General features: G+C 67.3%; 22 protein-coding genes. 3 read left to right on the top strand and 19 right to left on the bottom strand.

What is annotated here, in order from left to right:
* From B5V46_RS00855 to hisN, 8 genes are all read right to left on the bottom strand, one after another.
* Positions 1 to 945 carry a choline/ethanolamine kinase family protein gene (locus tag B5V46_RS00855; RefSeq protein ID WP_080614833.1) on the bottom strand — a complete coding sequence of 315 codons (945 nt, stop codon included), beginning with the start codon at positions 943 to 945 and terminating at the stop codon, positions 1 to 3.
* Positions 942 to 1,883 carry a phosphotransferase family protein gene (locus B5V46_RS00850; protein ID WP_080614832.1) on the bottom strand — a complete coding sequence of 314 codons (942 nt, stop codon included), beginning with the start codon at positions 1,881 to 1,883 and terminating at the stop codon, positions 942 to 944. Before B5V46_RS00850 ends, B5V46_RS00855 begins: the two co-directional genes overlap by 4 nt.
* Positions 1,880 to 3,154 carry a Zn-dependent hydrolase gene (locus B5V46_RS00845; protein WP_080614831.1) on the bottom strand — a complete coding sequence of 425 codons (1,275 nt, stop codon included), beginning with the start codon at positions 3,152 to 3,154 and terminating at the stop codon, positions 1,880 to 1,882. Before B5V46_RS00845 ends, B5V46_RS00850 begins: the two co-directional genes overlap by 4 nt.
* Positions 3,147 to 5,000, bottom strand: coding sequence for an ABC transporter ATP-binding protein (locus tag B5V46_RS00840; protein ID WP_080617894.1), 1,854 nt, complete (start codon positions 4,998 to 5,000; stop codon positions 3,147 to 3,149). The genes B5V46_RS00845 and B5V46_RS00840 overlap by 8 nt, the downstream gene beginning before the upstream one ends.
* A 1-nt stretch (position 5,001) precedes the next feature.
* Positions 5,002 to 5,913 (bottom strand): ABC transporter permease, encoded by a 912-nt coding sequence (locus B5V46_RS00835; RefSeq protein WP_080614830.1) that lies wholly within the window; start codon positions 5,911 to 5,913, stop codon positions 5,002 to 5,004.
* Positions 5,913 to 6,893 carry an ABC transporter permease gene (locus B5V46_RS00830; protein ID WP_080614829.1) on the bottom strand — a complete coding sequence of 327 codons (981 nt, stop codon included), beginning with the start codon at positions 6,891 to 6,893 and terminating at the stop codon, positions 5,913 to 5,915. The genes B5V46_RS00835 and B5V46_RS00830 overlap by 1 nt, the downstream gene beginning before the upstream one ends.
* A gap of 79 nt (positions 6,894 to 6,972) precedes the next feature.
* Complete coding sequence (locus B5V46_RS00825; RefSeq protein ID WP_080614828.1) at positions 6,973 to 8,547, bottom strand: ABC transporter substrate-binding protein; 1,575 nt, start codon at positions 8,545 to 8,547, stop codon at positions 6,973 to 6,975.
* Positions 8,548 to 8,619: 72 nt separating this feature from the next.
* Positions 8,620 to 9,414 carry a histidinol-phosphatase gene (gene hisN / locus B5V46_RS00820; RefSeq protein ID WP_080614827.1) on the bottom strand — a complete coding sequence of 265 codons (795 nt, stop codon included), beginning with the start codon at positions 9,412 to 9,414 and terminating at the stop codon, positions 8,620 to 8,622.
* 272 nt (positions 9,415 to 9,686) lie between these two features.
* Between hisN and B5V46_RS00815 the strand changes: the two genes are divergently transcribed.
* Positions 9,687 to 10,457, top strand: coding sequence for a DeoR/GlpR family DNA-binding transcription regulator (locus tag B5V46_RS00815; protein ID WP_080614826.1), 771 nt, complete (start codon positions 9,687 to 9,689; stop codon positions 10,455 to 10,457).
* A gap of 237 nt (positions 10,458 to 10,694) precedes the next feature.
* Here the strand turns inward: B5V46_RS00815 and B5V46_RS00810 are convergent, their stop codons facing one another.
* Together B5V46_RS00810 and B5V46_RS00805 are read right to left on the bottom strand one after the other, a co-directional pair.
* A complete protein-coding gene (locus B5V46_RS00810) occupies positions 10,695 to 10,982 on the bottom strand; it encodes an HU family DNA-binding protein (protein WP_080614825.1) in 288 nt (95 codons plus the stop codon).
* 285 nt (positions 10,983 to 11,267) lie between these two features.
* The gene (locus B5V46_RS00805; protein ID WP_080614824.1) at positions 11,268 to 12,746 is read right to left on the bottom strand and encodes an AMP nucleosidase; all 1,479 of its coding nucleotides are present in this window, start codon (positions 12,744 to 12,746) and stop codon (positions 11,268 to 11,270) included.
* Between the two features lie 210 nt (positions 12,747 to 12,956).
* Here B5V46_RS00805 and B5V46_RS00800 point away from each other — a divergent pair, with 210 nt between their 5' ends.
* Complete coding sequence (locus B5V46_RS00800) at positions 12,957 to 13,817, top strand: SDR family oxidoreductase (RefSeq protein ID WP_080614823.1); 861 nt, start codon at positions 12,957 to 12,959, stop codon at positions 13,815 to 13,817.
* A gap of 106 nt (positions 13,818 to 13,923) precedes the next feature.
* Here B5V46_RS00800 and dxs read toward each other — a convergent pair whose 3' ends face one another.
* The 6 genes from dxs to B5V46_RS00770 all read right to left on the bottom strand — a co-directional run bounded on the left by dxs (position 13,924) and on the right by B5V46_RS00770 (position 19,263).
* The gene (gene dxs / locus B5V46_RS00795; protein ID WP_080614822.1) at positions 13,924 to 15,855 is read right to left on the bottom strand and encodes a 1-deoxy-D-xylulose-5-phosphate synthase; all 1,932 of its coding nucleotides are present in this window, start codon (positions 15,853 to 15,855) and stop codon (positions 13,924 to 13,926) included.
* Between the two features lie 30 nt (positions 15,856 to 15,885).
* A complete protein-coding gene (locus B5V46_RS00790; protein ID WP_080614821.1) occupies positions 15,886 to 16,755 on the bottom strand; it encodes a polyprenyl synthetase family protein in 870 nt (289 codons plus the stop codon).
* A gap of 5 nt (positions 16,756 to 16,760) precedes the next feature.
* A complete protein-coding gene (locus tag B5V46_RS00785) occupies positions 16,761 to 17,003 on the bottom strand; it encodes an exodeoxyribonuclease VII small subunit (RefSeq protein WP_080614820.1) in 243 nt (80 codons plus the stop codon).
* Positions 17,000 to 17,935 (bottom strand): histone deacetylase family protein, encoded by a 936-nt coding sequence (locus B5V46_RS00780; protein ID WP_080614819.1) that lies wholly within the window; start codon positions 17,933 to 17,935, stop codon positions 17,000 to 17,002. The genes B5V46_RS00785 and B5V46_RS00780 overlap by 4 nt, the downstream gene beginning before the upstream one ends.
* Positions 17,936 to 18,046: 111 nt before the next feature.
* On the bottom strand, positions 18,047 to 18,748 hold the full coding sequence (locus B5V46_RS00775) for a response regulator (protein WP_080617893.1): 702 nt from the start codon (positions 18,746 to 18,748) through the stop codon (positions 18,047 to 18,049).
* Positions 18,748 to 19,263 carry a MarR family winged helix-turn-helix transcriptional regulator gene (locus tag B5V46_RS00770; RefSeq protein WP_080614818.1) on the bottom strand — a complete coding sequence of 172 codons (516 nt, stop codon included), beginning with the start codon at positions 19,261 to 19,263 and terminating at the stop codon, positions 18,748 to 18,750. The genes B5V46_RS00775 and B5V46_RS00770 overlap by 1 nt, the downstream gene beginning before the upstream one ends.
* A gap of 185 nt (positions 19,264 to 19,448) precedes the next feature.
* Between B5V46_RS00770 and B5V46_RS00765 the strand changes: the two genes are divergently transcribed.
* Complete coding sequence (locus B5V46_RS00765) at positions 19,449 to 20,315, top strand: branched-chain amino acid aminotransferase (protein ID WP_080614817.1); 867 nt, start codon at positions 19,449 to 19,451, stop codon at positions 20,313 to 20,315.
* Between the two features lie 22 nt (positions 20,316 to 20,337).
* Here B5V46_RS00765 and B5V46_RS00760 read toward each other — a convergent pair whose 3' ends face one another.
* The 3 genes from B5V46_RS00760 to B5V46_RS00750 form a co-directional block, all read right to left on the bottom strand.
* Entirely contained in the window at positions 20,338 to 21,264 is a 927-nt protein-coding gene (locus B5V46_RS00760; RefSeq protein ID WP_080614816.1) for a DMT family transporter, read from the bottom strand.
* A gap of 82 nt (positions 21,265 to 21,346) precedes the next feature.
* Complete coding sequence (gene queG, locus B5V46_RS00755) at positions 21,347 to 22,396, bottom strand: tRNA epoxyqueuosine(34) reductase QueG (RefSeq protein ID WP_080614815.1); 1,050 nt, start codon at positions 22,394 to 22,396, stop codon at positions 21,347 to 21,349.
* Complete coding sequence (locus B5V46_RS00750; RefSeq protein WP_080614814.1) at positions 22,393 to 23,058, bottom strand: glutathione S-transferase family protein; 666 nt, start codon at positions 23,056 to 23,058, stop codon at positions 22,393 to 22,395. Before B5V46_RS00750 ends, queG begins: the two co-directional genes overlap by 4 nt.
* Between the last annotated feature and the right edge of the window lie 37 nt (positions 23,059 to 23,095).

The raw sequence follows: 23,095 nt of genomic DNA, 5'->3' as shown, positions 1-23,095 counted from the left end.
TCAGACCGTCCGCAGATGCTTCGGCCAGTCCTGATGGCCGGTGATCTGGCGAAACCGCATCAGCTTCCACATCCCGTATTTGTGAAAATCGAAGGCCAGCCGCGACACCCTGAGCTGCACCATCGACCACAGTGCCCATTTCACATCGGCCAGCGCCTTGTGGACGATGACCCGCGACAGGATCTCGGGGCGGACCTCGCCGAAATAGGCCTCGATCAGCTCCAGCTCCTGTTCGGGGGTGAAGAACATCTCGCCGAAGAACAGACCGAAATCATAGCAGCGATCGTTCATCGAGGCATATTCATAGTCGATCAGCATGATCGAGCCGTCCTGGCCCATCATGAAATTCCCCGGCATCGGATCGTTGAAACAGGGCACCAGATCGAGCCCCGAGGCCATCAGCGCCGCGCGCGCCATGGCCTCGTTCAGCATGATCCAGTCATGGTCGGGAAAGCGTGGCGCGCCCAGATCGGCGGCCTGGGCGGCATGTTCGTCGATCATGTCGAAGACGGTCTTGGTCGTGGCCAGCAACGGCAGCGCGTGCAGCTTGCGATAAGCGGCCATGGCCGCGCCGCGCCTTGCAGGATCGGCGAAATCGCTGTGGGTGGCGGGGCGGCGGTCGGCCATGAAATCGTTGATCTCGACGCCCTCGGCCGCCAGATCGCCATAGACCCGGGGGCCGAGCCCCGCCGCTGCCGCCTTCTGCGAGGCCTCGAAGGCCGCGTTGCGGTCGATGAACATCTCGGTGCCGTTGCCGGGGATCTTGACGAACCAGTCGCCGCTGCCATCGGTCGCGGTCACGCGCCAGTTCTCGTTGCTGATCCCGCCCGAGACCGGGCCATAGACCATGCCCGCGCCGCCGCGGAACAGGGGCGCCTTCGCGATCACCGCCTCGATCGCCTCTTCCATCGGATGCGCGGCCTGGCCCAGTGTCTTCATGCTCATGCCGCCCCTCCTGCCAGCCGGATCTTCTGCTCGAATTGCGGATGGTTCAGCGCCATCCGCAGCCGCATCAGCCGCCATTCGCCGTATTTCAGCCATTCGACCCCGCCCCGGACCGAGGTCTGCGCCTTCAGCCGCGACCAGAGTGCATGCAGCATGTCATCGACGAAGGACCAGAGCCGGGCACGGGCGAAGCCCGCCTCGTCGACGCCCCCCGCATAGGCGGCAAAGCCCGCCTGCATGTCGCGCTCGAAATCGGTGGCCTCGGCCAGCAGGACCCCCAGATCGTAAAGCGGGTCGTTCATCCCCGCGCGGTCGTAATCGACCAGCCGCACGGTGCCCACGGGCCCCAGCATCAGATTCGAGGCCGCGCCGTCATTGCGGCAGGGGGCCAGCGTCGCGCCCGTCCGCAGCACCGGCTCGGCGGCACCGATCAACCGGCGCAGCCAGTCGATATCGTCCGGCAGCAGCGCGCCGATCCGGCCATGCCCGGCAATCAGCGCGTCGATCTGCGCGAAGGGATCGAAGCGGGTGGCGAGCGCGGGCGTCCTATGCAAGGCCTTCAGCGCGGCCATCGCGGCGGCCAGAACCGCAGGCTCCTGCAAATCCTTCTGCATCGCGCGGCGCCAGCCCCCGGCCTCGGTCAGGGCCTCCATGGCGATGGCGCCCTGCGCGGCATCCGCCCACAGCACCCTGGGCCCGACCCCCGCCGCGCCTGCCTGGTGCGCCAGCGTCATCGCGGCGTCCAGATCGAAGCCCTCCCGCATCTCGGGATGCATGACCTTGAGGAAGACCTCGCCCGTCAGGATCGAGGCGCTTTCCAGCGCCAGATAGCTGGGCGAGGCCAGCGGCGCAGGCCCGGGGCCGGCCCCGTCGCAGGCCAGCCCGGCAGCGGCACAGGCGGCGGCCATCATCTCGTTTGTAACAAGCGCCCCGCTCATGCATTCGCCCCGAGGGCAAGATCCAGATCGCCGCCCGCGCGGTCGATCCGGCGGACCATGTCGGTCAGCACGTCGCCGCCCGCGGCCAGATCCTCGGGGCTCGTGTATTCGTCATTGCGGTGGATCACGCCGCCGACCGAGGGCACCGCGAAGACGAGGCTCGGGAGGATCGCGTTCACCGCCACCGCGTCATGCCCGCCGATGGTGTCGAGCTGCATCCTCGGCAGCCCGAAATCGTCTGCCACCCGCTCGGTCAGCATCGCCAGCCGGGGGTCGAACTTGCCCGCCGGTCGGCGGTCGACGGACATGATCTCGGCCGTGGTCCGCGCGCGTGCCGCCAGTTCCGGCAGGGCCGCGCGCAGGCTGGCCTCGGACCAGTCCAGCATCGCCTGTTCCGGCGCGCGCAATTCGCAGAACAGGATGGCCTTGCCGGGCACGATATTGGGCGAATTGGGCGAGATATCGACCCGCGCGACCGAGGTGAACAGCGTGTCCTCTGCCACATCCGCCAGCCGCCGCACCTCGGCGATGATATGGGCCGCGCCCAGAACCGCATCCTTGCGGTCCTCCATCGGTGTCGGGCCGGTATGGTTCTGCTCGCCCGTGACCTCGATCCTGACCTTCAGCGCGCCCCAATGGCGCAGGAAGGGCGCGATGCGGGCGCCCGCCGTCTCCATCCTGGCGTCGCCCTCGATATGGATCTCGAGATACAGATCGGGGCGCGGCGCCGCGTCGGTGCCCTTGTATCCGGTGCGGACCAGTTCCTCGCCCACGCTCTTGCCGTCGCGGTCGCGCCGCGCCAGCGCCCAGTCGAGATCTAAAAGCCCCGCGAAGACCGACGAGCCCAGAAGGCTGGGCTGGAACCGCGCGCCCTCCTCGTTCATCCAGTCGGCGATGACGTAGTTGCAGCGCGGCGCCGCGCTGTCCTTGCGAAAGCTCTCGACCGCGGCCAGCGCCGCCATCACCCCATAGGCGCCGTCGAACCGCCCGCCTTTGGGCTGACTGTCGAGATGCGAGCCGATCATCACCAGGGGCGCGTCGTGCCCCGCAAAGTCGATCCGGCCGAAGAGGTTGCCGATGGCATCGACCAGCACCGTATAGCCGCGCGCGGTCAGTTCGGCCCGGAACCAGTCGCGGGCGGCCTTGTGGGCATCGGTCAGCACCGGGCGGTCGACCCCGCCATCGCCGGTCGATCCGAATTCCGACACCTTTTCCATCAGCTGGTTCAGAAGATCCGCGTCGATGCGGGCAAGGCTCGGGGTCTCAGGCATGGGTCGTCTCCGTGGCGGTTTCATGCAGCGCGATGTCGGGGTCGGGGTTGAGGAAACAGGCGGCCAGCGCGTGATCGCCGCGGGCGCGGAGCGCCGGGTTCTCGGCCCGGCAGCGGTCGAAGGCCTGCGGGCAGCGGCTGGCAAAGGCGCAGCCCGGGGGCAGGTCGATGGGGCTTGGGGGTTCGCCCTCCAGCAGGCAGTCCTCGGGGCGGTAGCGGCGCTCCTCCAGCGTCGGCGCGGCCGACAGCAACGCGCGGCTGTAGGGATGGCCCGGGTCGAAGAAGAGCCGCTCATTGGGCGCGACCTCGACGGTTTCGCCGAGATACATCACCGCGATCCGCGAGCAGACCTGCCGCACCATCGTCAGGTCATGCGAAATGAAGATATAGGTGAAGCCATGCTGGGCCTGCAGCTTGTCGAACAGATCCAGCAGCTTGCCCTGTTCGGTCTGGTCGAGCGCCGACAGCGTCTCGTCCATGATCAGCAGCCGGGGTTCCAGGATCATCGCGCGGGCGACGTTCAGCCGCTGGCGCTGGCCCGCCGACAGCCCGGTCGGCAGTGCGCGGTACAGACTGTCCGAAAGCCCGACCTCGGCCATCACCGCCCGCGCCCGGTCGCGCCGCTCGGCGGCGTTGCCGATCCGGTGGATCTTCAAGGGCTCTTCGAGGATCGCGCCGATCGCGGATTGCGGCGGCAGGCAGCCGTAAGGGTCCTGCAGCACCAGCTGGAACTTGCGGCGCAGCGCGCGCAGGCGTTTGGGGCTGGCGGCGGCGACATTCTCGCCCTCGAAGAAGACAGAGCCCGCATCGGGCCGTTCCAGCCCGGTTAGTAGCCGCATCAGCGAGGATTTCCCGCAGCCGGATTCCCCCACGACGCCGAAATTGTCGCCCGGGAAGACGTCGAATTCAACATTGCGCACGGCCTGCACCCGCGACACGCCGGCCTGGCCCCGCGCGCGGACCTCATAGGCCTTGGCCAGCCCCCGGACCGACATGATCGCGCGCCGGTTCCGATCGATCCCGCGCCCCGCGCCGGTCTCGCCCCCCTGCCAGAGCGTCGGCAGCTCGGCGATCAGATCCTTGGTGTAGGCATGTCCGGGGCGCGCCACCAGCGCGGCCGGGGTCTGGCGCTCGACCACCCGCCCCTCATGCAGCACCATCACCTCGTCTGAGGCATCGCAGGCCACCGGCAGCGACGAGCAGATGAACAGGATCGCGGTCGAGAAGTCATGGTTCAGCTCGCGCATCAGCTTGAGGATCTGCGCGGCCACGGTCACATCGAGCGGCTGGGTGATGTTGTCGGCGATCAGAAGCGCGGGGTCCGAGATCAGCGCATCGACAATCATCGCCCGCTGCATCATGCCGCCCGAATACTGGAACGGATATTCATGAAACCGCCGCCCGGCCGAGGGGATATGCACGGCCTCTAGAAGCCGGATCGCCTTGTCCCGCGCCGCATCGGCGGACATGTCGGGCCGGACCGCGCGAAGCTTTTCCACCAGCTGTGCGCCCACCGTCATGGTCGGATCGAGCGCGCCCGCCGGGTTGCCGCCGACATAGGCGATCTCGCGACCGGCAAGGCTGCGGGCATGGGCCGGATCGGCCACCAGATCGCGGCCGCGAAACCGGATCTCGCCGCCTGTCACCCTCAACGGCGCCGACAGCCAGCTGGCCAGCGCGCGGGCCAGTACGGTCTTGCCCGAGCCGCTTTCCCCGATCACCGACAGGATCGAGCGCGGCGCCAGATCGAAGGAGATATCGGTCAGGATCGGTTTCTCGCCCGCCGCGACGCTCAGGCCGCGCACGCAGAGAAGGGTTTCGGTAGCTCCGGTCGTGTCCAAGGCCATCTCACGCCCCTCCATAGATCGCGTTCCGGGCGCGTTCGAGCGCGGCGCCCATCAGGTTGATGCTGGTCAGGGTCAGCACCAGGAAGACGCCGGGCATGGTGGCGATCCACCAGGCGTTCATCAGGTACTTGCGCCCGTCGGCGATGACATTGCCGAAGGTGGGGGTGGGCGGCTGGACCCCGAGCCCGAGGAACCCCAGCACGCTTTCGAAGATCATCATCCGCGCGATATCGAGCACCGCGACGAAGGCCATCGGCGGCAGCACCAGCGGCAGAAGCAGGGTGAACATGATCCGCAGATCGGTCGCCCCCAACACCAGCGCGCCGCGCACATATTCCTTCTTGCGCTCGGCCATCACGGTCGAGCGCATCACCCGCGCATAGACCGGCCAGCCCGCCAGCCCCAGCACCAGGATGATCGAGGGGATGGTGGGCCGCGAGACGCCGAGGATGGTGATCGCGAGGATGATCATCGGGACCGAGAGCTGGGCATCGGTCAGCCGCATCAGCACGGTATCGGTGCGCCCGCTGAAATAGCCCGCGAAAAGCCCGATCATCGCGCCCGCCAGCAGCATCAGGACCGTGGTCGAGACCCCGATCAGAAGCGAATAGCGGAGCCCCACGAGAGCCCGCGAAAGCATGTCGCGGCCGAGCTGGTCGGTGCCCAGCGGATGCGCCCAGTTCCAGCCCTCGCCCATGAACAAAGGCGGGGTCAGCTTGGCGCGGATGTTCATCTTGGTCGGGTCGATGCCGCTGAGCTCGGGGTACAAAAGCGCCGCCAGCAGCAGCAGAACGAAGACGGCCAGACCGATCCGGAACTCGACCGAGGCGAAGGCGGTCTGCCAGATCCGGGTCGAGATCCGGCGCCCGGCCTCGGGGCCGGCCGTGGCAAGGGGCATGTCGGTGCTGGTCATCAGTAATCGAGCCTCGGATCGATGGCGGTGGCCAGAAGGTCCACGGCGATGTTGATCAGGACGAAGACGGCGGCGGTGACGATGGCGATGCCCTGGATCAGCGGGAAATCGCGCTGCATCACGGCATTGATGGTCAGAAGCCCGAGCCCCGGATAGTCGAAGATGAACTCGATCACGAGAACCCCGCCCAGAAGCATCGAGAACTGCACGCCCAAGAGGTTCAGAAGCGGCACTGCCGAATTCTTCAGCGCATGGCGAAAGACGATCTGGTTGCGCGAGAGGCCGCGCACCCGGGCGATGTCGATGAAGCTCTGGCCCATCACGCCCGCGACCGAGACGGTCAGGGTGCGGATGATGAAGGGCGCGATCTCTACCGCCAGCACCAGCGCCGGCAGAATGGTGTAGGAAAAGCCCCGATAGCCGATGGCGGGCAGAAGGTTCAGCTTTACCGACAACAGGAGCGCCAGAACGATCCCCAGCCAGAAATTCGGCAGGCTCACGAACAGGGACGAGGTATAAAGCGCAAGCCGGTCGGGCAGCCGTCCCGGATAAAGCCCGCCCCAGACGCCGATCGGCACCCCGATCATCAGCGCAAAGACCATGGCCAGCAGCGCCAGTTGCAGGGTCATCGGCGCGGTCTCGGCGATCAGGTCCAGTACCTTGGCGCGCTCGCCCCGGGTGGAATCGTCGAAGCTCGCGCCTCCCACGGCCGCACCGCTGGCGGGCCGCACGAAGGATTCGCCCAGATCGCCCTGCAGCACCTTGCCCATGTAGCGGCCGAACTGGACATGGATCGGATCGCGCAGCCCCATTTCGGCGGCGATCTCCTCGACCAGGGTGTCGGGGGCCATGCCCCCCACCATCAGCCGGACCGGATCGCCCGGCACGACGCGCAACAGCGTGAAGATCAGGGCAGAGACAAGGAAGATGATGATCGCGCCCTGCCCCAGCCGTCGCGCGAGGAATCGTAGGATGAACATCGGCAAGCTCCCGGATGCGTGGCAGTCCCGTCAATGGCCGGAGCCCCCAAGGAGGAGTGGCGGGGCTCCGGCCGGCCAGTCAGCCGAGGGTCGTCATGGACGCATCGGACTGGCCGTCGGGATAGATGAAGAGCCCGTCCACATTGGCCCGCATCCCGTGGATCAGGACCGAGGTGAACAGGCTCAGCGCCGGGACCTTGTCGGCCAGCATCGGCATCAGGTTCGTTTGCAGGCTTTCCTTGCGCGCCTCAAGCGAGGGCGCATCGCGTTCGGCATCCAGCGCCGCGTCGATCTCGGGATCGACGATGCCGCAGATCCGCTTGGAGCTGGAATGGAAATGCGTGCGCAGGACCAGATCGGGCTCGGGCGAGCCCGTCGACCAGCCGCAATCGACCATATGGCCCGGGCCACCGCCGGGGCGGTCGTAAAGCCGCTCGTTCCAGGCCGCGACCTCCATCACGTTCAGCGTGACCGGGAAGCCCTGTTCCTGCAGCAGCGCCGCGATCAGCTCGCCATATTCCTTGGTCTTGGGATAGAAGCCGGTCGAGGTGATGTATTCCAGCTCGGGCAGACCCTCGCCGCCCGGATAGCCCGCCTCGGCCAGCAGGCGCTGGCATTCCTCGGGATCGTATTCGGGGTAATTCTCCAGATCGACATAGCCGAACTTGATCGGCGAGACGAAATTCGACGAGGCCTCGCCGGCCGAGCCCATGATCTCCATGATCATGCTGCGATCGATGGCATGGCAGGCGGCCTTGCGGACGCGCCAGTCATCGAAGGGCGGCTTCGAGCAGCGGAACCACAGGTACTTGTTCTCGACCGAGACCAACCGCGAGATCTTGATGTCGTCGCGCGCCTCCAGCGTCTCGACCTGTTCGGGCTCGAGCCGTTCGATGACATCGGCCTGCCCGTTCATCAGCGACAGCATCCGCGTCGTCGCATCGCCCACGAAAGAGAAGGTGACGCCCGTCACCTTGGGGGCGCCGCGGAAATAGCCCTCGTAGGCTTCCATCACGGTGTCGTTGCCGCGCTGCTCGACAAAGCGGAAGGGGCCGGTGCCGTTCAGCCGCTGGCTGAGCACCCCCTTGGGACCCTCGGCCACGTCCTTCGCGGACAGGATCGGCAGATAGGAGGCGAGGAAGATGAACAGCGAGGCGCCATAGCCGCCCTTCGAGGTATCGACGATCACGGTATGATCGTCGGGGGTCTCGACGGCGAAGGTGTCGGGGCCGCCGGGATAGACCTGCTTGGGCCGGTCGAGCTTTGCGCCGTATTCGAAGGTCGCCTTGACGTCCTCGGAGGTGAAGGGCTTGCCGTCATGGAAGGTGACGCCGTCCCGCAGCCTGATCTGCAACCGGTGGGCATCGAGTTCGGTGATCTCGGTCGCGAGTTCATAGACCACCTTTTCGGGATCGTCGGGGCGCATCGGCGCCCGGGTCAGATAGCCCATGACGAAGCCCTCGATATTGGTCTGGGACAGCGTCGTGTGAGCGGTCGGGTCCCAGTTGCCGGTGATGTTCTCGGCCGAGAGGAAGACCAGCGGGCGGGCCTCCTGCGCGAAGGCCGAGCTGAAGAAGAAATCGGGGTTGATCCGCGCCGCCCCCAGCGCCGCCCCCGCCATCGCGCCGTATCGGAGAAAATTCCGCCTATCCATGGTCGTGCACTCCTTGTTGGTCTGTCTGTTGTCGTCATGACGGCAGGCCCCGGTTGATCCGGGATCGCTGCCTCAGGCCGCCTGGCCTGTCCGCAATCTTTCGATCCGCTCCAGCATCGCGCCGTGCAGCCCGGGCGTGGCCGCGGCCAGCACCTCGCCGCTCGAGCCGACGCCAAGCGGCTGTCCCTGCCAGTCGGTGATGACCCCGCCCGCGCCGCGGATGACCTGCACCAGCGGCAGGTAGTCATAGGGCTGCAGCCCGGTTTCCAGCACCAGATCGCAATGCCCCGAGGCCAGAAGCGCATAGGCATAGCAATCGCCGCCGAAGCGCAGCATCCGGACCGTCCGGCGCAGCATCTCCAGCACCTCGGCATCGGGGCCCGCAAACAGCATGGGGTCGGTCGTGTAGGCGAAGGCCTCGGCCGGATCGGTACAGCCGCTGGTGCGGCAGGGCCGGCCGTTCAGGGTGGTGGCCTGCCCCGCGACCCCGCACCAGCGTTCGCCAAGCGCGGGCATGTCGATCTGCCCCAGACAGGGCGCGCCATCCTTCAGAAGCGCCATCAGCCCGCCGAACAGCGGATTGCCGGTGACATAGCTCTTGGTGCCGTCGATCGGATCGACCACCCAAAGATGCTCGCTGTCGGGGCGCAGCGGCGCCTCTTCCTCGCCGAAGATGCCATGGGCGGGGAAGCGCGCCATGATCCGCTCGCGCATCAGCGCCTCGACGGCGCGGTCCGCGAGGGTGACGGGGCTGTCATCGGCCTTGCTCTCGACATCCAGCGCCTGACGGAAATGCTTCAGCGCGATGCGGCCCGCCTCGTCTGCCGTGTCATTCGCGAAACGCAGCGCATCGCCCAACTCGTTCATACCTGCCAACCCCGGTCCTGCAATTCGACTTGTTCCGCCTCCAGCCTCCACAAGCAGGGGCTCGAATGTCAAGAAAAACGCACATAAATCCCCAGAATTCACAAATCGCCCTAGCAGAGAGCATGTTTTACGCCCAGAAGATCGCGAAGTATGCGGCTTTACGGACAAGAGAGCGGCATTTCGCCGCCAAAACACACAAATTTCCCTCGTAAATGTGGCGAATCCCTCAGGACCTGCTAAAACCACACAACCGACACAGGAGACCCGACAGGATGCAGCCTTACGAAAGACATTCGAAGATCCTGGAACGGCTCGGCCATGACCGCCGGGTCTTCACCGCCCAGCTGGCGCGGATGTTCGACGTCTCGCATGAAACCGTGCGCCGCGACCTGCTCGAGATGGAACAGAATGGCAGCCTGACCCGCGTCCATGGCGGCGCCGTCGCGACGGAGCGCGAGATCCTGCCAGAGCCCGCCTTCTCGGAACGCCGCGTCGCCCATGCCGACAAGAAGGCCGCCATCGGCACCCTGGCCGCGACCCTGATCCCGCCGGGCTCGACCGTCTTCATCGATGCCGGCACCACGACCTGCGCCTTCGCACGGGCGCTGGCGCGGATGGGCGGGATGCGGATCATCACCAATTCCATAGAGATCGCACAGCTCGCGGGCCCCGCCCGGGACTGCGACACGCTTCTGCTGGGCGGACGCCCCCATACAGACGTGCCCGCCACCTATGGCGAGATGACCCTGTCCGAGATCGACCGCTTCCTGGCCGATTACGCCGTGCTCTCGCCGGTCGGGCTGCATGCGGATCGGGGCGCGACCGATTACGCGCTGCACGAGGCCGAGGTCGCCCGTGCCATGATGCGGCGCTCGCGCGACTGCATCATGCTGTGCCATTCCGAGAAGATCGGCACCGAAAGCCGGGTCTCGATCTGCCGCCTCGACGAGATCGACCATCTGGTCACCGATGAGGCCGCCGACCGCGGCCTGCGTCTGCCCCGGGGCCAGGTCCATTACGCGGACACGGGGGCAGGCTTCTGAGCCCGGGCCGGTCGCACCCCCGGCAACAACGCGGGAAATGCCAGAGAGGTCAGGTTGTCGACAGCCCAGGCAGGCGCCCGGCTGTCATCGGACCCGGCCGGTCCGACCGGATACCGCCCCGTTGGCCCTTCGCCGGGTCGGTCGCGTTTCCGGGGACGGGCCGCGCCCCTTCCCAAAACGAAAGGGCCGCCCTGCGGGCGGCCCTTGAACCGTGAAGATCGGACTGAACCCGGTGGCTCAGCCGTTCACGCTGTCCTTCAGGGCCTTGGCGATGGTAACCTTCACCACCTTGTCGGCGTCCTTCTTGAACTGCTCGCCGGTGGCGGGGTTGCGCACCATGCGCTCGGGGCGCTCGCGGCAGTAGATCTTGCCCACGCTGGGCAGGGTCACCGAACCGCCGGCCGCCACCTCACGGGTGATGATCGCGGTGATCGCGTCGAGGGCGGCAGAGGCCGTTTTCTTGTCGGCCTCCATCTCCTCGGCGAGGGCCGCAACCAGCTGGGTCTTGGTCATGGGTTTGGCCATGTATGGTCTCCTCGTTCCTGCCCTCTATGGGGGCGTGTCGCGTGTATTTAACTCAGTATTGCGGACCCACACAACCATTTGTGGGGCAAACAACCGTATTTCATAGCGTTCTGCGACCGTTTTTCCGCCCATCGGCGGCAATGCGCAAGCCGAAGCCGACCGCACCGGCGCTTTTCCCCGGTTCCCGGGCCCAAAGGCCTCACCCGAAACCGAAAACGAAAACGACGGCGCATGCGCCCGGACCCGCCCTATCCCGAACCGCATCGCCCGGGCGATGCGCATGGGTCAGAGAAAGGCCGTCTCCTCGAAGCTGCGCAGCTTGCGGCTATGGATGCGTTCCAGCGGCATGTCGCGCAAAAGCTCCATCGCCCGGACCCCGATGGCCAGATGCCGCGCAACCTGGGTCTTGTAGAAATCCGAAGCCATGCCGGGCAGCTTCAGTTCGCCATGCAAGGGCCGGTCCGACACGCAAAGCAGCGTGCCATAGGGCACCCGGAAGCGGAAACCATTGGCGGCGATGGTGGCGCTTTCCATGTCGAGCGCGATGGCGCGGGACTGCGACAGCCGCTGCACCGGGCCGGTCTGGTCCGACAGTTCCCAGTTGCGGTTGTCGATGGTGGCCACCGTGCCGGTGCGCATGATCCGCTTGAGCCCATAGCCCTCGAGCTGCGTCACCTCCTCGACCGCATCCTCCAGCGCGACCTGGATCTCGGCCAGCGCCGGGATCGGCACCCAGAGCGGCAGATCGTTGTCGAGCACGTGATCCTCGCGCAGATAGCCATGGGCCAGCACGAAATCGCCCAGCCGCTGCGAATTCCGCAGGCCCGCGCAATGGCCCACCATCAGCCAGGCATGCGGGCGCAGCACCGCGATATGATCGGTCGCGGTCTTCGCATTCGAGGGGCCGACGCCGATATTGACCAGCGTGATGCCCTGCCCGTCGGGGCGCTTGAGGTGATAGGAGGGCATCTGCGGCAGCTTGAGCGGCACCGGCAGCTGGGTCTCGGGCGCCCGGATCTCGGCATTGCCGGGGCCGACCAGCGCGGTATAGCCGCTGTCCGGATCGGCCAGCGCCCGCCGCGCCAGCGCCTCGAATTCCTCGACATAGAACTGGTAGTTGGTGAACAGGACATGGTTCTGGAAATGCTCGGGCGCGGTCGCAGTGTAATGCGCGAGCCGGGCCAGAGAATAATCGACCCGCTGCGCGGTGAAGGGCGCCAGCGGCCGGGCCACGCCCTCGGGCATCGACCAGGTGCCGTTGACGATGTCGTCATTGGTCGTGGTCAGGTCCGGAACATCGAAGAGATCGCGCAAAGGCACATCCAGCGCGCCGTCCTGGGGCACCGTGACCCCGGCGCTGCCCATCGCGAAATGAATCGGGATCGGCGTGGTCGAGGGCCCGATCACCACCGGCTGACCGTGGTTTTCCAGAAGCAGGCCGATCTGCTGGCGCAGGTAATTGGCGAAAAGATCGGGCCGGGTGACGGTGGTGACATAGGTCCCGGGCTCGGCGACATGACCGAAGGACAGGCGACTGTCGACCAGGGCATGGGTGACGGTGGAAAAGCGGATCTCGGGATAGACCGCGCGGAATCGGGCGCGGGGGGCCGATCCGGCCAGCACCTCGTCGAAACGAGCCCTGAGAAAGCCGATTGCGGTTTCGTAGATCTCGACCAGCCGCTCGACCGCCCGGGCCGCATCGGTGAAGCTTTCGGGGGCGGGCAGGCTGGGGCTGGAAAGCGGCAAATCGCTGTGGTCCGGCATGGGCGGGTCTCCGGTCGGCTGGGTCGGGCTCGGGCCAAGTGTCACGCTTTGCCCGCGAGGCGCAAGCCTCGCTCTCTGCAAGCCCCGGGCGCAAGCCTCGCTCTCGGAAAGCCCGGGGCACAATCCTTGCCCTTCGCCGATACGGGGCGCTGCGCCGCAGACCCGACCCCGCCCCTTGCCACTGGCGCCGTCCGGGGCAATCTATGGGGCATGACAGGTACCCTTCTTTCCATCGGGCATGGATATTCGGCCCGCGAGCTTGCGCAGAGCCTCGGACCGGGCTGGCGCGTGATCGGCACCAGCCGCAGCCCCGAGGGCGTCGAGGCCCTGCGCCGAACCGGCATCGAGGCCCGGATCTGGCCCGGCGAGGATCTCGGCCCCGATCTGGCCGCAGCCACGCATCTCATGACCTCGGTGCCGCCCGGGGCCTCGGGCGACCCGGTGCTGGCAGCCCTGGGCGAGACCCTGCGCGCGGCCCGCCATCTGCGCTGGGTCGGCTATCTCTCGACCACCGGGGTCTATGGCGATCATGGCGGCGACTGGGTCGACGAGAGTGCAGAGCTGACCCCGGCAACCTCGCGCGGCGCGGCCCGGGTCGCGGCCGAGGCGGGCTGGGCCGCGCTGGACCTGCCGCTGCATATCTTCCGGCTGGCTGGGATCTACGGGCCCGGCCGCTCGCCGCTCGAGCGGGTGCGCGAGGGCCGCGCCCAGCGCATCGTCAAGGAGGGCCAGGTGTTCTCGCGCATCCATGTCGAGGATATCGCCCAGGTACTGGCCGCCTCGATGGCCGCGCCAGATCCCGGTGCGGTCTACAACCTCGCCGATGACGAGCCCGCCCCGCCCGACGAGGTGATCGCCTTCGCGGCCGAGATGCTGGGCCTGCCGGTGCCGCCCGCCATCCCCTTCGAGAAGGCCGAGCTGAGCCCGATGGCCCGCAGCTTCTACGCAGAATCGAAGAGGGTCCGGAACGACCGGATCAAGACCGACCTCGGGGTCCATCTGCGCCATCCCGACTATCGTGCCGGGCTGGCAGCCTTGCTGGAGGCCGAACGCGCCGCAATGATCCGCTGAGTTCAGCGCTTGCATCGGCCCGGGCGCCCGCGTCGGGGCGCCCGACTTTCAAGCAACGTCTCAGGCCCGATTTTCGCAGGGCTTACTTTCCCGGGCCCTGCTTTCGTCAGGCCCGAAGCGCGGCCTGCGCCGCACCGCCGGCCAGAACCTGGCGCACCTTGGCCTCGATATCGGCCGCGTTCAGCCGGGCATCGGCATACATCGCCTCGGCGCTGGCATGGTCGATGAAGGTATCGGGCAGCACCATCGAGCGGAACTTGAGCCCCTCGTCGAAGACGCCCTTCTCGGCCAGAAGCTGGGCCACATGGCTGCCGAAGCCGCCGATGGCGCCCTCCTCGATGGTGATCAGCGCCTCATGCTCGCGAGCCAGCTGCAGGATCAGCTCCTCGTCCAGCGGCTTGGCGAAACGGGCATCGGCGATGGTAGGCTCGATCCCTTCGGCGGACAGCGCCTTGGCAGCCTCGCGGACCTCCTTCAGCCGGGTGCCAAAGCTCAGAAGCGCGACGCGCTTGCCCTCCTGGACGATGCGGCCCTTGCCGATTTCAAGCGGCACGCCCTTTTCGGGAAGCTCGACGCCCACGCCTTCGCCGCGCGGATAGCGGAAGGCGATGGGGCCTTCGTCATGGGCGACGGCGGTCGCGACCATATGCACAAGCTCGGCCTCGTCGGCGGCGGCCATCACCACCATCCCCGGCAGGTTCGCGAGGAAGGCGGTATCGAAGGCCCCGGCATGGGTCGCGCCATCGGCGCCCACCAGCCCCGCGCGGTCGATGGCAAAGCGCACCGGCAGCCGCTGGATCGCGACGTCATGGACGATCTGGTCATAGCCGCGCTGCAGGAAGGTCGAATAGATCGCGCAGAAGGGCTTCTGCCCGCCCGCCGCCAGCCCGGCCGAGAAGGTGACGGCATGCTGCTCGGCGATGCCGACATCGAAGATGCGTTCGGGGAAGCGCTCGGCAAAGAGGTTCAGCCCGGTGCCGTCGGGCATCGCCGCGGTGACGGCCACCACCTTGCGGTCGGCGCGGGCCTCGCGGATCAGCGCCTCGGCGAAGACCTTGGTATAGCTTGGCGCATTGGCGGGGGTCTTCTTCTGGACCCCGGTCTCGATGTCGAATTTCGAGACGCCATGGCCGCAATCGGGCGCGTTCTCGGCCGGGGCATAGCCCTTGCCCTTCTTGGTGATCGCATGGATCAGCATCGGGCCGGTGGCGCGGGTCTTGACGGTGCGCAGGATCGCCAGCAACTGTTCGAGATCGTGGCCGTCGACCGGGCCGACATAGGAAAAGCCCAGCTCCTCGAACAGCGTGCCGCCGACGGTGACCTGCTTGACCAGATCCTTGGCGCGCTTGGCGCCCTCCTGGAAGGGCTCGGGCAGGTGCTTGATCGCGCCCTTGGCGATGGACTTGAATTCCTGGAACGGCGCGCCCGCGTAAAGCCGGTTCAGATAGCGCGACATGGCGCCGACGGGCGGTGCGATCGACATCTCGTTGTCGTTCAGGATCACGATCAGCCGCTTGCCCAGATGGCCCGCATGGTTCAGCGCCTCATAGGCCATCCCGGCCGAGAGCGAGCCGTCGCCGATCACCGCGATGGCATCGCCCACGCCGGCCTCGGGCGCGGTGCCCAGATCGCGGGCGACGGCAAAGCCCAGCGCGGCCGAGATCGAGGTCGAGCTGTGGCCCGCGCCGAACGGGTCGAATTCGCTTTCCGAACGCTTGCAGAAACCCGACAGCCCGCCCTGCTGGCGCAGCGTGCGGATGCGGTCGCGGCGCCCGGTCAGGATCTTGTGCGGATAGCACTGATGGCTCACGTCCCAGATCAGCTTGTCGCGGGGGGTGTCGAAGACCGCATGCAGGGCCACGGTCAGCTCGACCACGCCAAGCCCCGCTCCCAGATGCCCACCGGTTTCGGAGACTGCCGAGACCACCTCCTGCCGGAGCTCCTGCGCGACCTGCGCGAGCTGGGCATCCGAGAGCCCCTTCAGATCCGAAGGGCTGGCGATCCCGTCGAGAAGCGGGGTATTCGGGCGGTTATTCACTGGGACAGCCCTCCCTGGGCGTTACCTGGATTATGACTCGCGGGAAATGACGAAACGGGCGGCGGCCTTCAGCGGATCGGCCTGCCCGCCAAAGGAAGAAAGTGCGGCCTCGGCCTCCTCGACCAGGGCGCGGGCCCGGGCGCGGGCACCGTCGAGCCCGAGAAGCGACACGAAGGTCGCCTTGCCGGCCTCGGCATCCTTGTGGACCCGCTTGCCGGTCTTGGCGGCGTCGCCCTCGACATCGAGAATGTCGTCGGCGATCTGGAAGGCAAGGCCGAGCGCGGTGGAATAGGCGGTGAGCGGGCCGGTATCGGCGCCGGCCAGACGGGCGCCCGCCTCGGCCGACCAGCGGATCAGCGCGCCGGTCTTGTTGGCCTGAAGCGCGGTGATCTCGTCCAGCGTCAGCGGCCGGCCGGCGGTCTCGGCGGCGATGTCCTGAGCCTGGCCCAGCACCATGCCGTCGATGCCCGAGGCCTTCGCCAGCGAGGCCACAAGGTCGATCCGCACCGCCGGGTCCGGATGGCAGGCGGGCGCGGCCAGCAGATCGAAAGCCAGCGTCTGCAGCGCATCGCCGGTCAGAAGCGCGGTGCCCTCATCCCATTTGACATGCAACGTGGGCTGGCCCCGGCGCAGGTCGTCATTGTCCATGCAGGGCATGTCGTCATGCACGAGGCTGTAGGCATGCAGCGCCTCGACCGCCGCCGCGGCATCGACCGCCGCCTCGGGCGCGATGCCGTAAAGTGCGGCCGACTCGAGCACCAGGAAACCGCGCAGCCGCTTGCCGCCCGAGACGGCATAGCGCATCGCATGGGTGACGGGCTGGTCGGCGGCCCCCGCAAGCGCCTCGGTCAAACGCGTCTCGATCCGCTCGGCGGCGGATTTCAGGCTGGACTGGAACATCGCTGTCAAAGACCTTCGGCCGGTTTCGTCCCTGTGGGGTTGCCCGACGCGTCAAGCGTCATCGCCTCGATCTTGGCCTCGGCATCGCGCAGCTTGGCTTCGCAATGCTGCCGCAGCTTCATCGCGCGTTCGGAGAGCGCAATCGACTCTTCCAGCGGCACGTCACCGCGTTCAAGCGCGGCGACGGCCTCTTCCAGAGCCCGCATCGCATCCTCGAAGGTCATTTCCCCGATGGTTTTTTCCGTCATGCCCCCCGCTCCATCAGCACCGCCACATGGGCCGCCGCAGAGGCCCCCAAGGCTTCAAGATCATATCCGCCCTCCAGTGTCGAGACCAGCCGCCCCCCCGAATGGGTCTCCGCGATGTCGCAGAGGCGGTGGGTGATCCAGGCGAAATCCTCGACCCGCCAGGCCAGTTCGGCCAGCGGATCGGCGGCATGGGCGTCGAACCCGGCCGAGACCAGAACAAGATCCGGGGCAAAGGCGTCGAGCCGGGGCAGCGCATGGGCCTCGAAGGCCGCGCGGAAGGCCCGCCCGTCGCTGCGGGGTGCCAGCGGCAGATTCAGCACATTCTCCGCAATGCCGGTCTCGGCCGCCTCGCCGGTGCCGGGATAAAGCGGCATCTGATGGCTCGAGACGAAGAGCGTGCGCGGCTCGTCCCAAAGAACGTCCTGGGTGCCGTTGCCGTGATGCACGTCGAAATCGACGACCGCGACGCGGCACAGCCCATGCCGGTCGAGCGCGTATTTCGCGGCGATGGCGATGTTCGAGAACAGGCAGAAGCCCATGGCGCGCGCCGGTTCGGCGTGATGGCCGGGCGGACGCATCGCGACGAATGCATTGGCGGCCGTGCCTGCCATCACCATGTCGACCGCCCGCAACACGCCGCCCAGCGCCCGGAGCGCCGCCCGGTACGACCCGGGCGAGACATGGGTATCGGGATCGAGCGGCGCCGTGCCCCCGGCCGGGATCGCGGCCCTGACCGCGTCGATATGGGCCTGCGGATGGGCGCGCAGCAGGTCTGCCTCGTCAGCCAGCGGCGCCTCGGCGCGCAGAAGCCCCGCGAAACGCCCGGCCGACAACGCCCCGGTCACGGCGCGCAGCCGGCCGGCACATTCGGAATGGCCGGGCGGGGTCGCGTGATCGAGCCCGTCCGGATGGGTCAGGAACGCCGTGGTCATGGCCCAAGGCTACGCGGGCACGCCGCCTGCGGGCAAGCCCCGCGCTCAAGTAGCCTCCGCCGGGCCGGAACGGACGCGGGCGCCGGGCGCCGGGCGGGATTAGTGTCGGGATCAGTCGGGCGCCAGCATGTAGCCCTCGCCCCGCACGGTCTGCAGATAGCGGGGCTGTTTCGGGTCGTTCTCGATCTTGCGGCGAAGCCGGGTGATCTGCACGTCGACGGCACGTTCCTGCGCCTGCCCGCCATCGCGGCCCAGCTCCTCTACCAGCCGGGTCCGGCTGACCGCCTCGCCCGGACTGGCCGAGAAGATCTTCATCAGCTGGGCCTCGGTCGCGGTCAGCCTGACCCGCTCCTCGCCCTGCCACAGCTCACCCCGGCCGACATCGTAGCGGACCGGGCCCAGTTGCAGCACCTGCGGCAGCTCGTTCTCGGGGCGCAGCTGCGGCACCCGGCGCAGGATGGCGTTGATCCTGAGCAGAAGCTCTTTCGGCTCGAAGGGCTTCGGCAGATAGTCGTCCGCCCCGGCCTCGAGCCCCCGGATCCGGTCCGAGGTCTCGCCGCGCGCGGTCAGCAACAGGATCGGCGTCGTGATCGCCTGCCGGAGCGCGCCGGTCAGCGCGATGCCATCCTCGCCCGGCATCATCACGTCAAGCACGATCAGATCGAATTCGAGCCCCTGCAACAGCTTGCGGGCATGATCGGCATCGCGTGCGGTGCTGACCCAGAAGCCCTGCCGCATCAGGAACTTGCGCAGCAACTCGCGAATCCGCTCATCGTCGTCGACGATCAGAAGGTGAAGCTCGGCCTCGCCCATCATGACCCGCGCTCGGTGATACGGTGGAAATGGCGGCGCATCTCGGGATCCATCATCGCCTCGAGCACCTGGCGAAAGCCCGCCACCGCGGCAGGGCCCGCGGCGCGATAGGCATCGCGCATCCGCGCGCGCTGCGCGTCGGAGAGATGATGTTCGAGATCGAGCCCGGCCTCGGTCAGATAGAGGTGGCGTTCGCGCTTGTCGCGATGCCCGACCCGGCTTTCGACCAGCCCGTCCTCGATCAGCGACCGCAGCACACGGTTGAGCGACTGCTTGGTCACGCCGAGGATCGAGAGCAGGTTGTTGACGGTGGTCCCCGGCGCCCGGTGGATGAAATGGACCGCCCGGTGATGGGCCCGGCCGTAGCCCCGTTCCTCGAGAATCCGGTCGGGATCCGCGGTGAAGCCGCGATAGGCGAAGAACATCGCCTCGATCCCCTTTCGCAACTGTTCGTCCGTCAGAAACAGCAGGCTTTCGCCGCTCTTCTGGGCAACCGCCGGGGCGATCTGGGCCATCGCAACCTCCCGTCTTTCGCATCGTGACCGAAATTTCAGCAATCTTATGTCAGCCTTGTTGACTTTCCAAGACTCAACTGGTAGCGAGCGGTGAAATTTGCGCAACATTATGTCCGATGCGGACTTAAGATCAGCAATTTTCAGAAATCAGGACCCCAGAGGGGGAAAAGAAGAGGACGAAGGCCATGACTGGCTACGATGACCGCGACGGCGTTATCTGGATGGATGGGAAACTGGTGCCCTGGCGCGAGGCCAATGTGCACATCCTGACCCATGCCCTGCATTACGCCTCCGCGGTATTCGAAGGCGAGCGGGCCTATGGCGGAAAGATCTTCAAGTCGCGCGAGCATTCCGAGCGCCTCAAGCGCTCGGCCAACATGATCGACTTCGAGATCCCCTATACGGTCGACCAGATCGAGGACGCCAAGGCCGAGGTGATTAAGGCGAACGGGCTGACCGACTGCTATGTGCGTCCGCTGGCCTGGCGCGGATCGGGCCCCGACATGGGCGTGGCCTCGGAACAGAACCCGGTCCGGATGGCGATCGCGGTCTGGGAATGGGGCGCCTATTACGGCGCGGCCAAGATGAAGGGCGCCAAGCTCGACATTTCCAAATGGAAGCGGCCGAGCCCGGAAACCGTGCCGAGCCAGGCCAAGGCGGCGGGGCTTTACATGATCTGCACCATGTCCAAGCACGCGGCGCATGCCAAGGGCTGCACCGATGCGATGATGTTCGACTATCGCGGCTATGTGGCCGAGGCGACCGGCGCGAACATCTTCTTCGTCAAGGATGGCGAGGTGCATACGCCCAAGGCCGACTGCTTCCTGAACGGGCTGACCCGTCAGACCGTGATCGGCCTGCTGCAGGAGAAGGGCGTGACCGTGCATGAGCGCCATATCGAGGCCGCGGAGCTGGAAGGCTTCGAGCAGTGCTGGCTGACCGGCACCGCCGCCGAGGTGACCCCGGTGGCCGAGATCGGCGATTACAGTTTCGAGGTCGGCGCGCTGACCCACGACATCGCCGAGACCTACGAGAAACACGTCCGCGCCTGAGGCGCAGACCGGGCCGCGCGCCTCAGCCCTGGGGGGTGACCCCCTTGCGCGCGCGGCCTCGTTCCAGACCCAGCTGGCGTTCGCGCCAGATGATGACGACGCCGGCCGCGATGATCAGGCCGGCGCCGATCAGCACCATCGGCGTCGGGACCTCGGCGAAGACGAAATAGCCGATCACCAGCGCCAGCAGCATCGAGGCATAGTCGAAGGGCGCCACCAGCCCGGCCTCGGCATAACGATAGGCAGAGGTCAGGCAGATCTGGGCAAACCCGCCGATCAGCCCGGCCAGGATCAGCATCGCCGCGACCGGCACCGAGGGCATGACCCAGCCGAAGGGGATGGTGAACAGCGACAGGACCGTCGCCACCACCGAGAACCAGAACACGATGGCCGAGGTCCGTTCGGTCTGGACCAGCCTGCGCACGAAGACCTGGGCCAGCGCCGCAGAGGCAGCCCCGCCCAGCGCAACCACCGCGCCAAGCGTCGCGCGCGCATCCGTGGCATCGGTGCCGAAGGCGGACAGCCGCGGGCTGAGCACCACCACGACGCCAAGCAGCCCCAGCGCCACCGCCGACAGCCGGAACAGCCGCACCTTCTCGCCCAGGAACATCGCCGCGAAGATCACCACCAGCAGCGGCGCGGAATAGCTGATCGCCGTCGCCTCGGGCAGCGGCAGGATGCCCAGCGCCGCGAAGTTCAGCACCATCGCGGTGCCGCCCACCAGCCCGCGCCAGAACTGGCCCAGCGGGTCCTTCGTTCTCAGCCCCGCGCCCAGCTGCCCGGTCCAGACCAGCCAGACCAGGATCACCGGCAGCGCGAAGAGCGAGCGGAAGAACACCGTCTCGCCGGGCGGGATGCCCTGTTCGGAGGCAGCCTTGATCAGGGCCGACATCACCACGAAAAGCGTGACGGAGGTAAGTTTCAGGCCAATGGCGCGGGACGGGTTCATGAACGGCTCGGGTCTTGAGGGGGGTCGGCCCGTCCATACGCCCCCGCGCGGGTTTTGCAAGCCCCGGACCGGACCGGGAGCTTCAGGCCGGCGCCGCCCCGCCCAGCCGCGCCAGCGCCCAGCCCGCGGCCTCGGCCACGTCCGGGTCGTCATCCGCGCAAAGCGGCCGGAGCACGGCGGCAAGCCCCGGATCGCCCGAATTGCCGATCGCGTAGCAGACGTTGCGCACGAAGCGGCCGCGCCCGATCCGCTTGATCGGCGAGCCCGAGAACCGCGCGCGGAAGGCCGCGTCGTCCAGACCGGCCAGCTCGACCAGGGGCGGCTCGATCAGATCGGGGCGGGCGGCATATTTCACCTCGGTCGCGGCGACGGCGAACTTGTTCCAGGGACAGCTGCCGAGGCAGTCGTCGCAGCCATAGATCCGGTTGCCCAGAAGCGGCCTGAGCGCGGGATCGACCGGGCCCTTGTGCTCGATCGTCAGGTAGGAAATGCAGCGCCGCGCATCGAGCTGGTAGGGCGCGGGAAAGGCGCCGGTCGGGCAGGCATCGAGACAGGCGGTACACGTGCCGCAATGCCCGGTCTCGGGCGGATCGGCGGGCAGCTCGACGGTGGTGAAGAGCGCGCCCAGAAAGAACCAGTTGCCAAGGCTGCGGCCCAGCAGGTTGGTATGCTTGCCCTGCCAGCCCAGCCCCGCGGCCTGGGCCAGCGGCTTTTCCATCACCGGGGCGGTATCGACGAAGACCTTGATCTGGTGGCCCGGCGCCTGGTCCAGGAACCAGCGCCCGATCCGCTTGAGCCGCTTCTTCAGCACGTCGTGATAGTCGCGGTTCTGGGCATAGACCGAGATCGCGGCACGGTCGGGCCGGTCCAGCGCGGCCAGCGGGTCATGGTCCTGGGTATAGGGCTCGGCGAACATCACGACCGAGCGTGCCTCGGGCCAGAGCGTCGCGGGATCGCCGCGCCAGGACATGCGCTCGGCCATCCAGCCCATCTGGCCGTGACGTCCCTTTGCCACGAACGCGGCCAGCCGTCCGGCCGCCTCGGGGATCGCGTCAGGGCGGCAGACCCCCATCGCCGCCAGCCCCTCTTCGCGGGCCCGGGCGGCGAGGCGGTCTTTGAGCGCCGCGCTCAAAAGTCGAGATTCGCGTAATGCCTGGGCGGCGGGAAGCCCGGCACCTGATCGGCCAGGATATTGCGGAAGGCCGGCCGCGACTTGATCTTGGCATACCAGTCCTTGACCGCCGCATTGCGGTTCCAGTCGACATCCGAGATGTAGTCGAGGCAGGACAGATGCGCCGCCGCCGCGAAATCGGCCAGCGTCATCACATCGCCCGCAAGCCAGCGCCGCTGATCCAGCAGCCAGCCCATGTAGTCGAGATGGTACTTGATCGCCGTCGCGCCCGCCTTGACGTTGCGGCTGTCGGGATAGCCCGACTTGGTGACCTTCTTGTTCACCCGCTCATAGAGCAGCTTCGAGGTCACCTCGTGGTGGAACTTGTCGTCGAACCAGAATACCAGCCGCCGCGCCTCGCAGCGTTCGGCCGGGCTGCCGGGCAACAGGCAGGGCTCGGGGAAGGCCTCGTCGAGATATTCGCAGATCGCCTGGCTTTCGGCCATGGTGCGCCCGTCCATCCGCAGCACCGGCACCTTTCCGGCCGGATTGCGGCGCATGAAATCGGCGTCGCGTTCCCAGTAACGTTCCTCGACCAGCTCGACCTCGATGCGCTTCTCGGCAAGCACCAGGCGAACCTTGCGGCAGAACGGTGACAGCGGCATGTGGTAGAGGCGGTTCATGCGGACTCCCTGACGGTTGACCTGTCGGTCTTCATGA

The organism is Rhodovulum sp. MB263 (assembly GCF_002073975.1).
Lineage (GTDB): Bacteria > Pseudomonadota > Alphaproteobacteria > Rhodobacterales > Rhodobacteraceae > Rhodovulum.
This window is presented reverse-complemented; position numbering and strand designations above follow the sequence as displayed.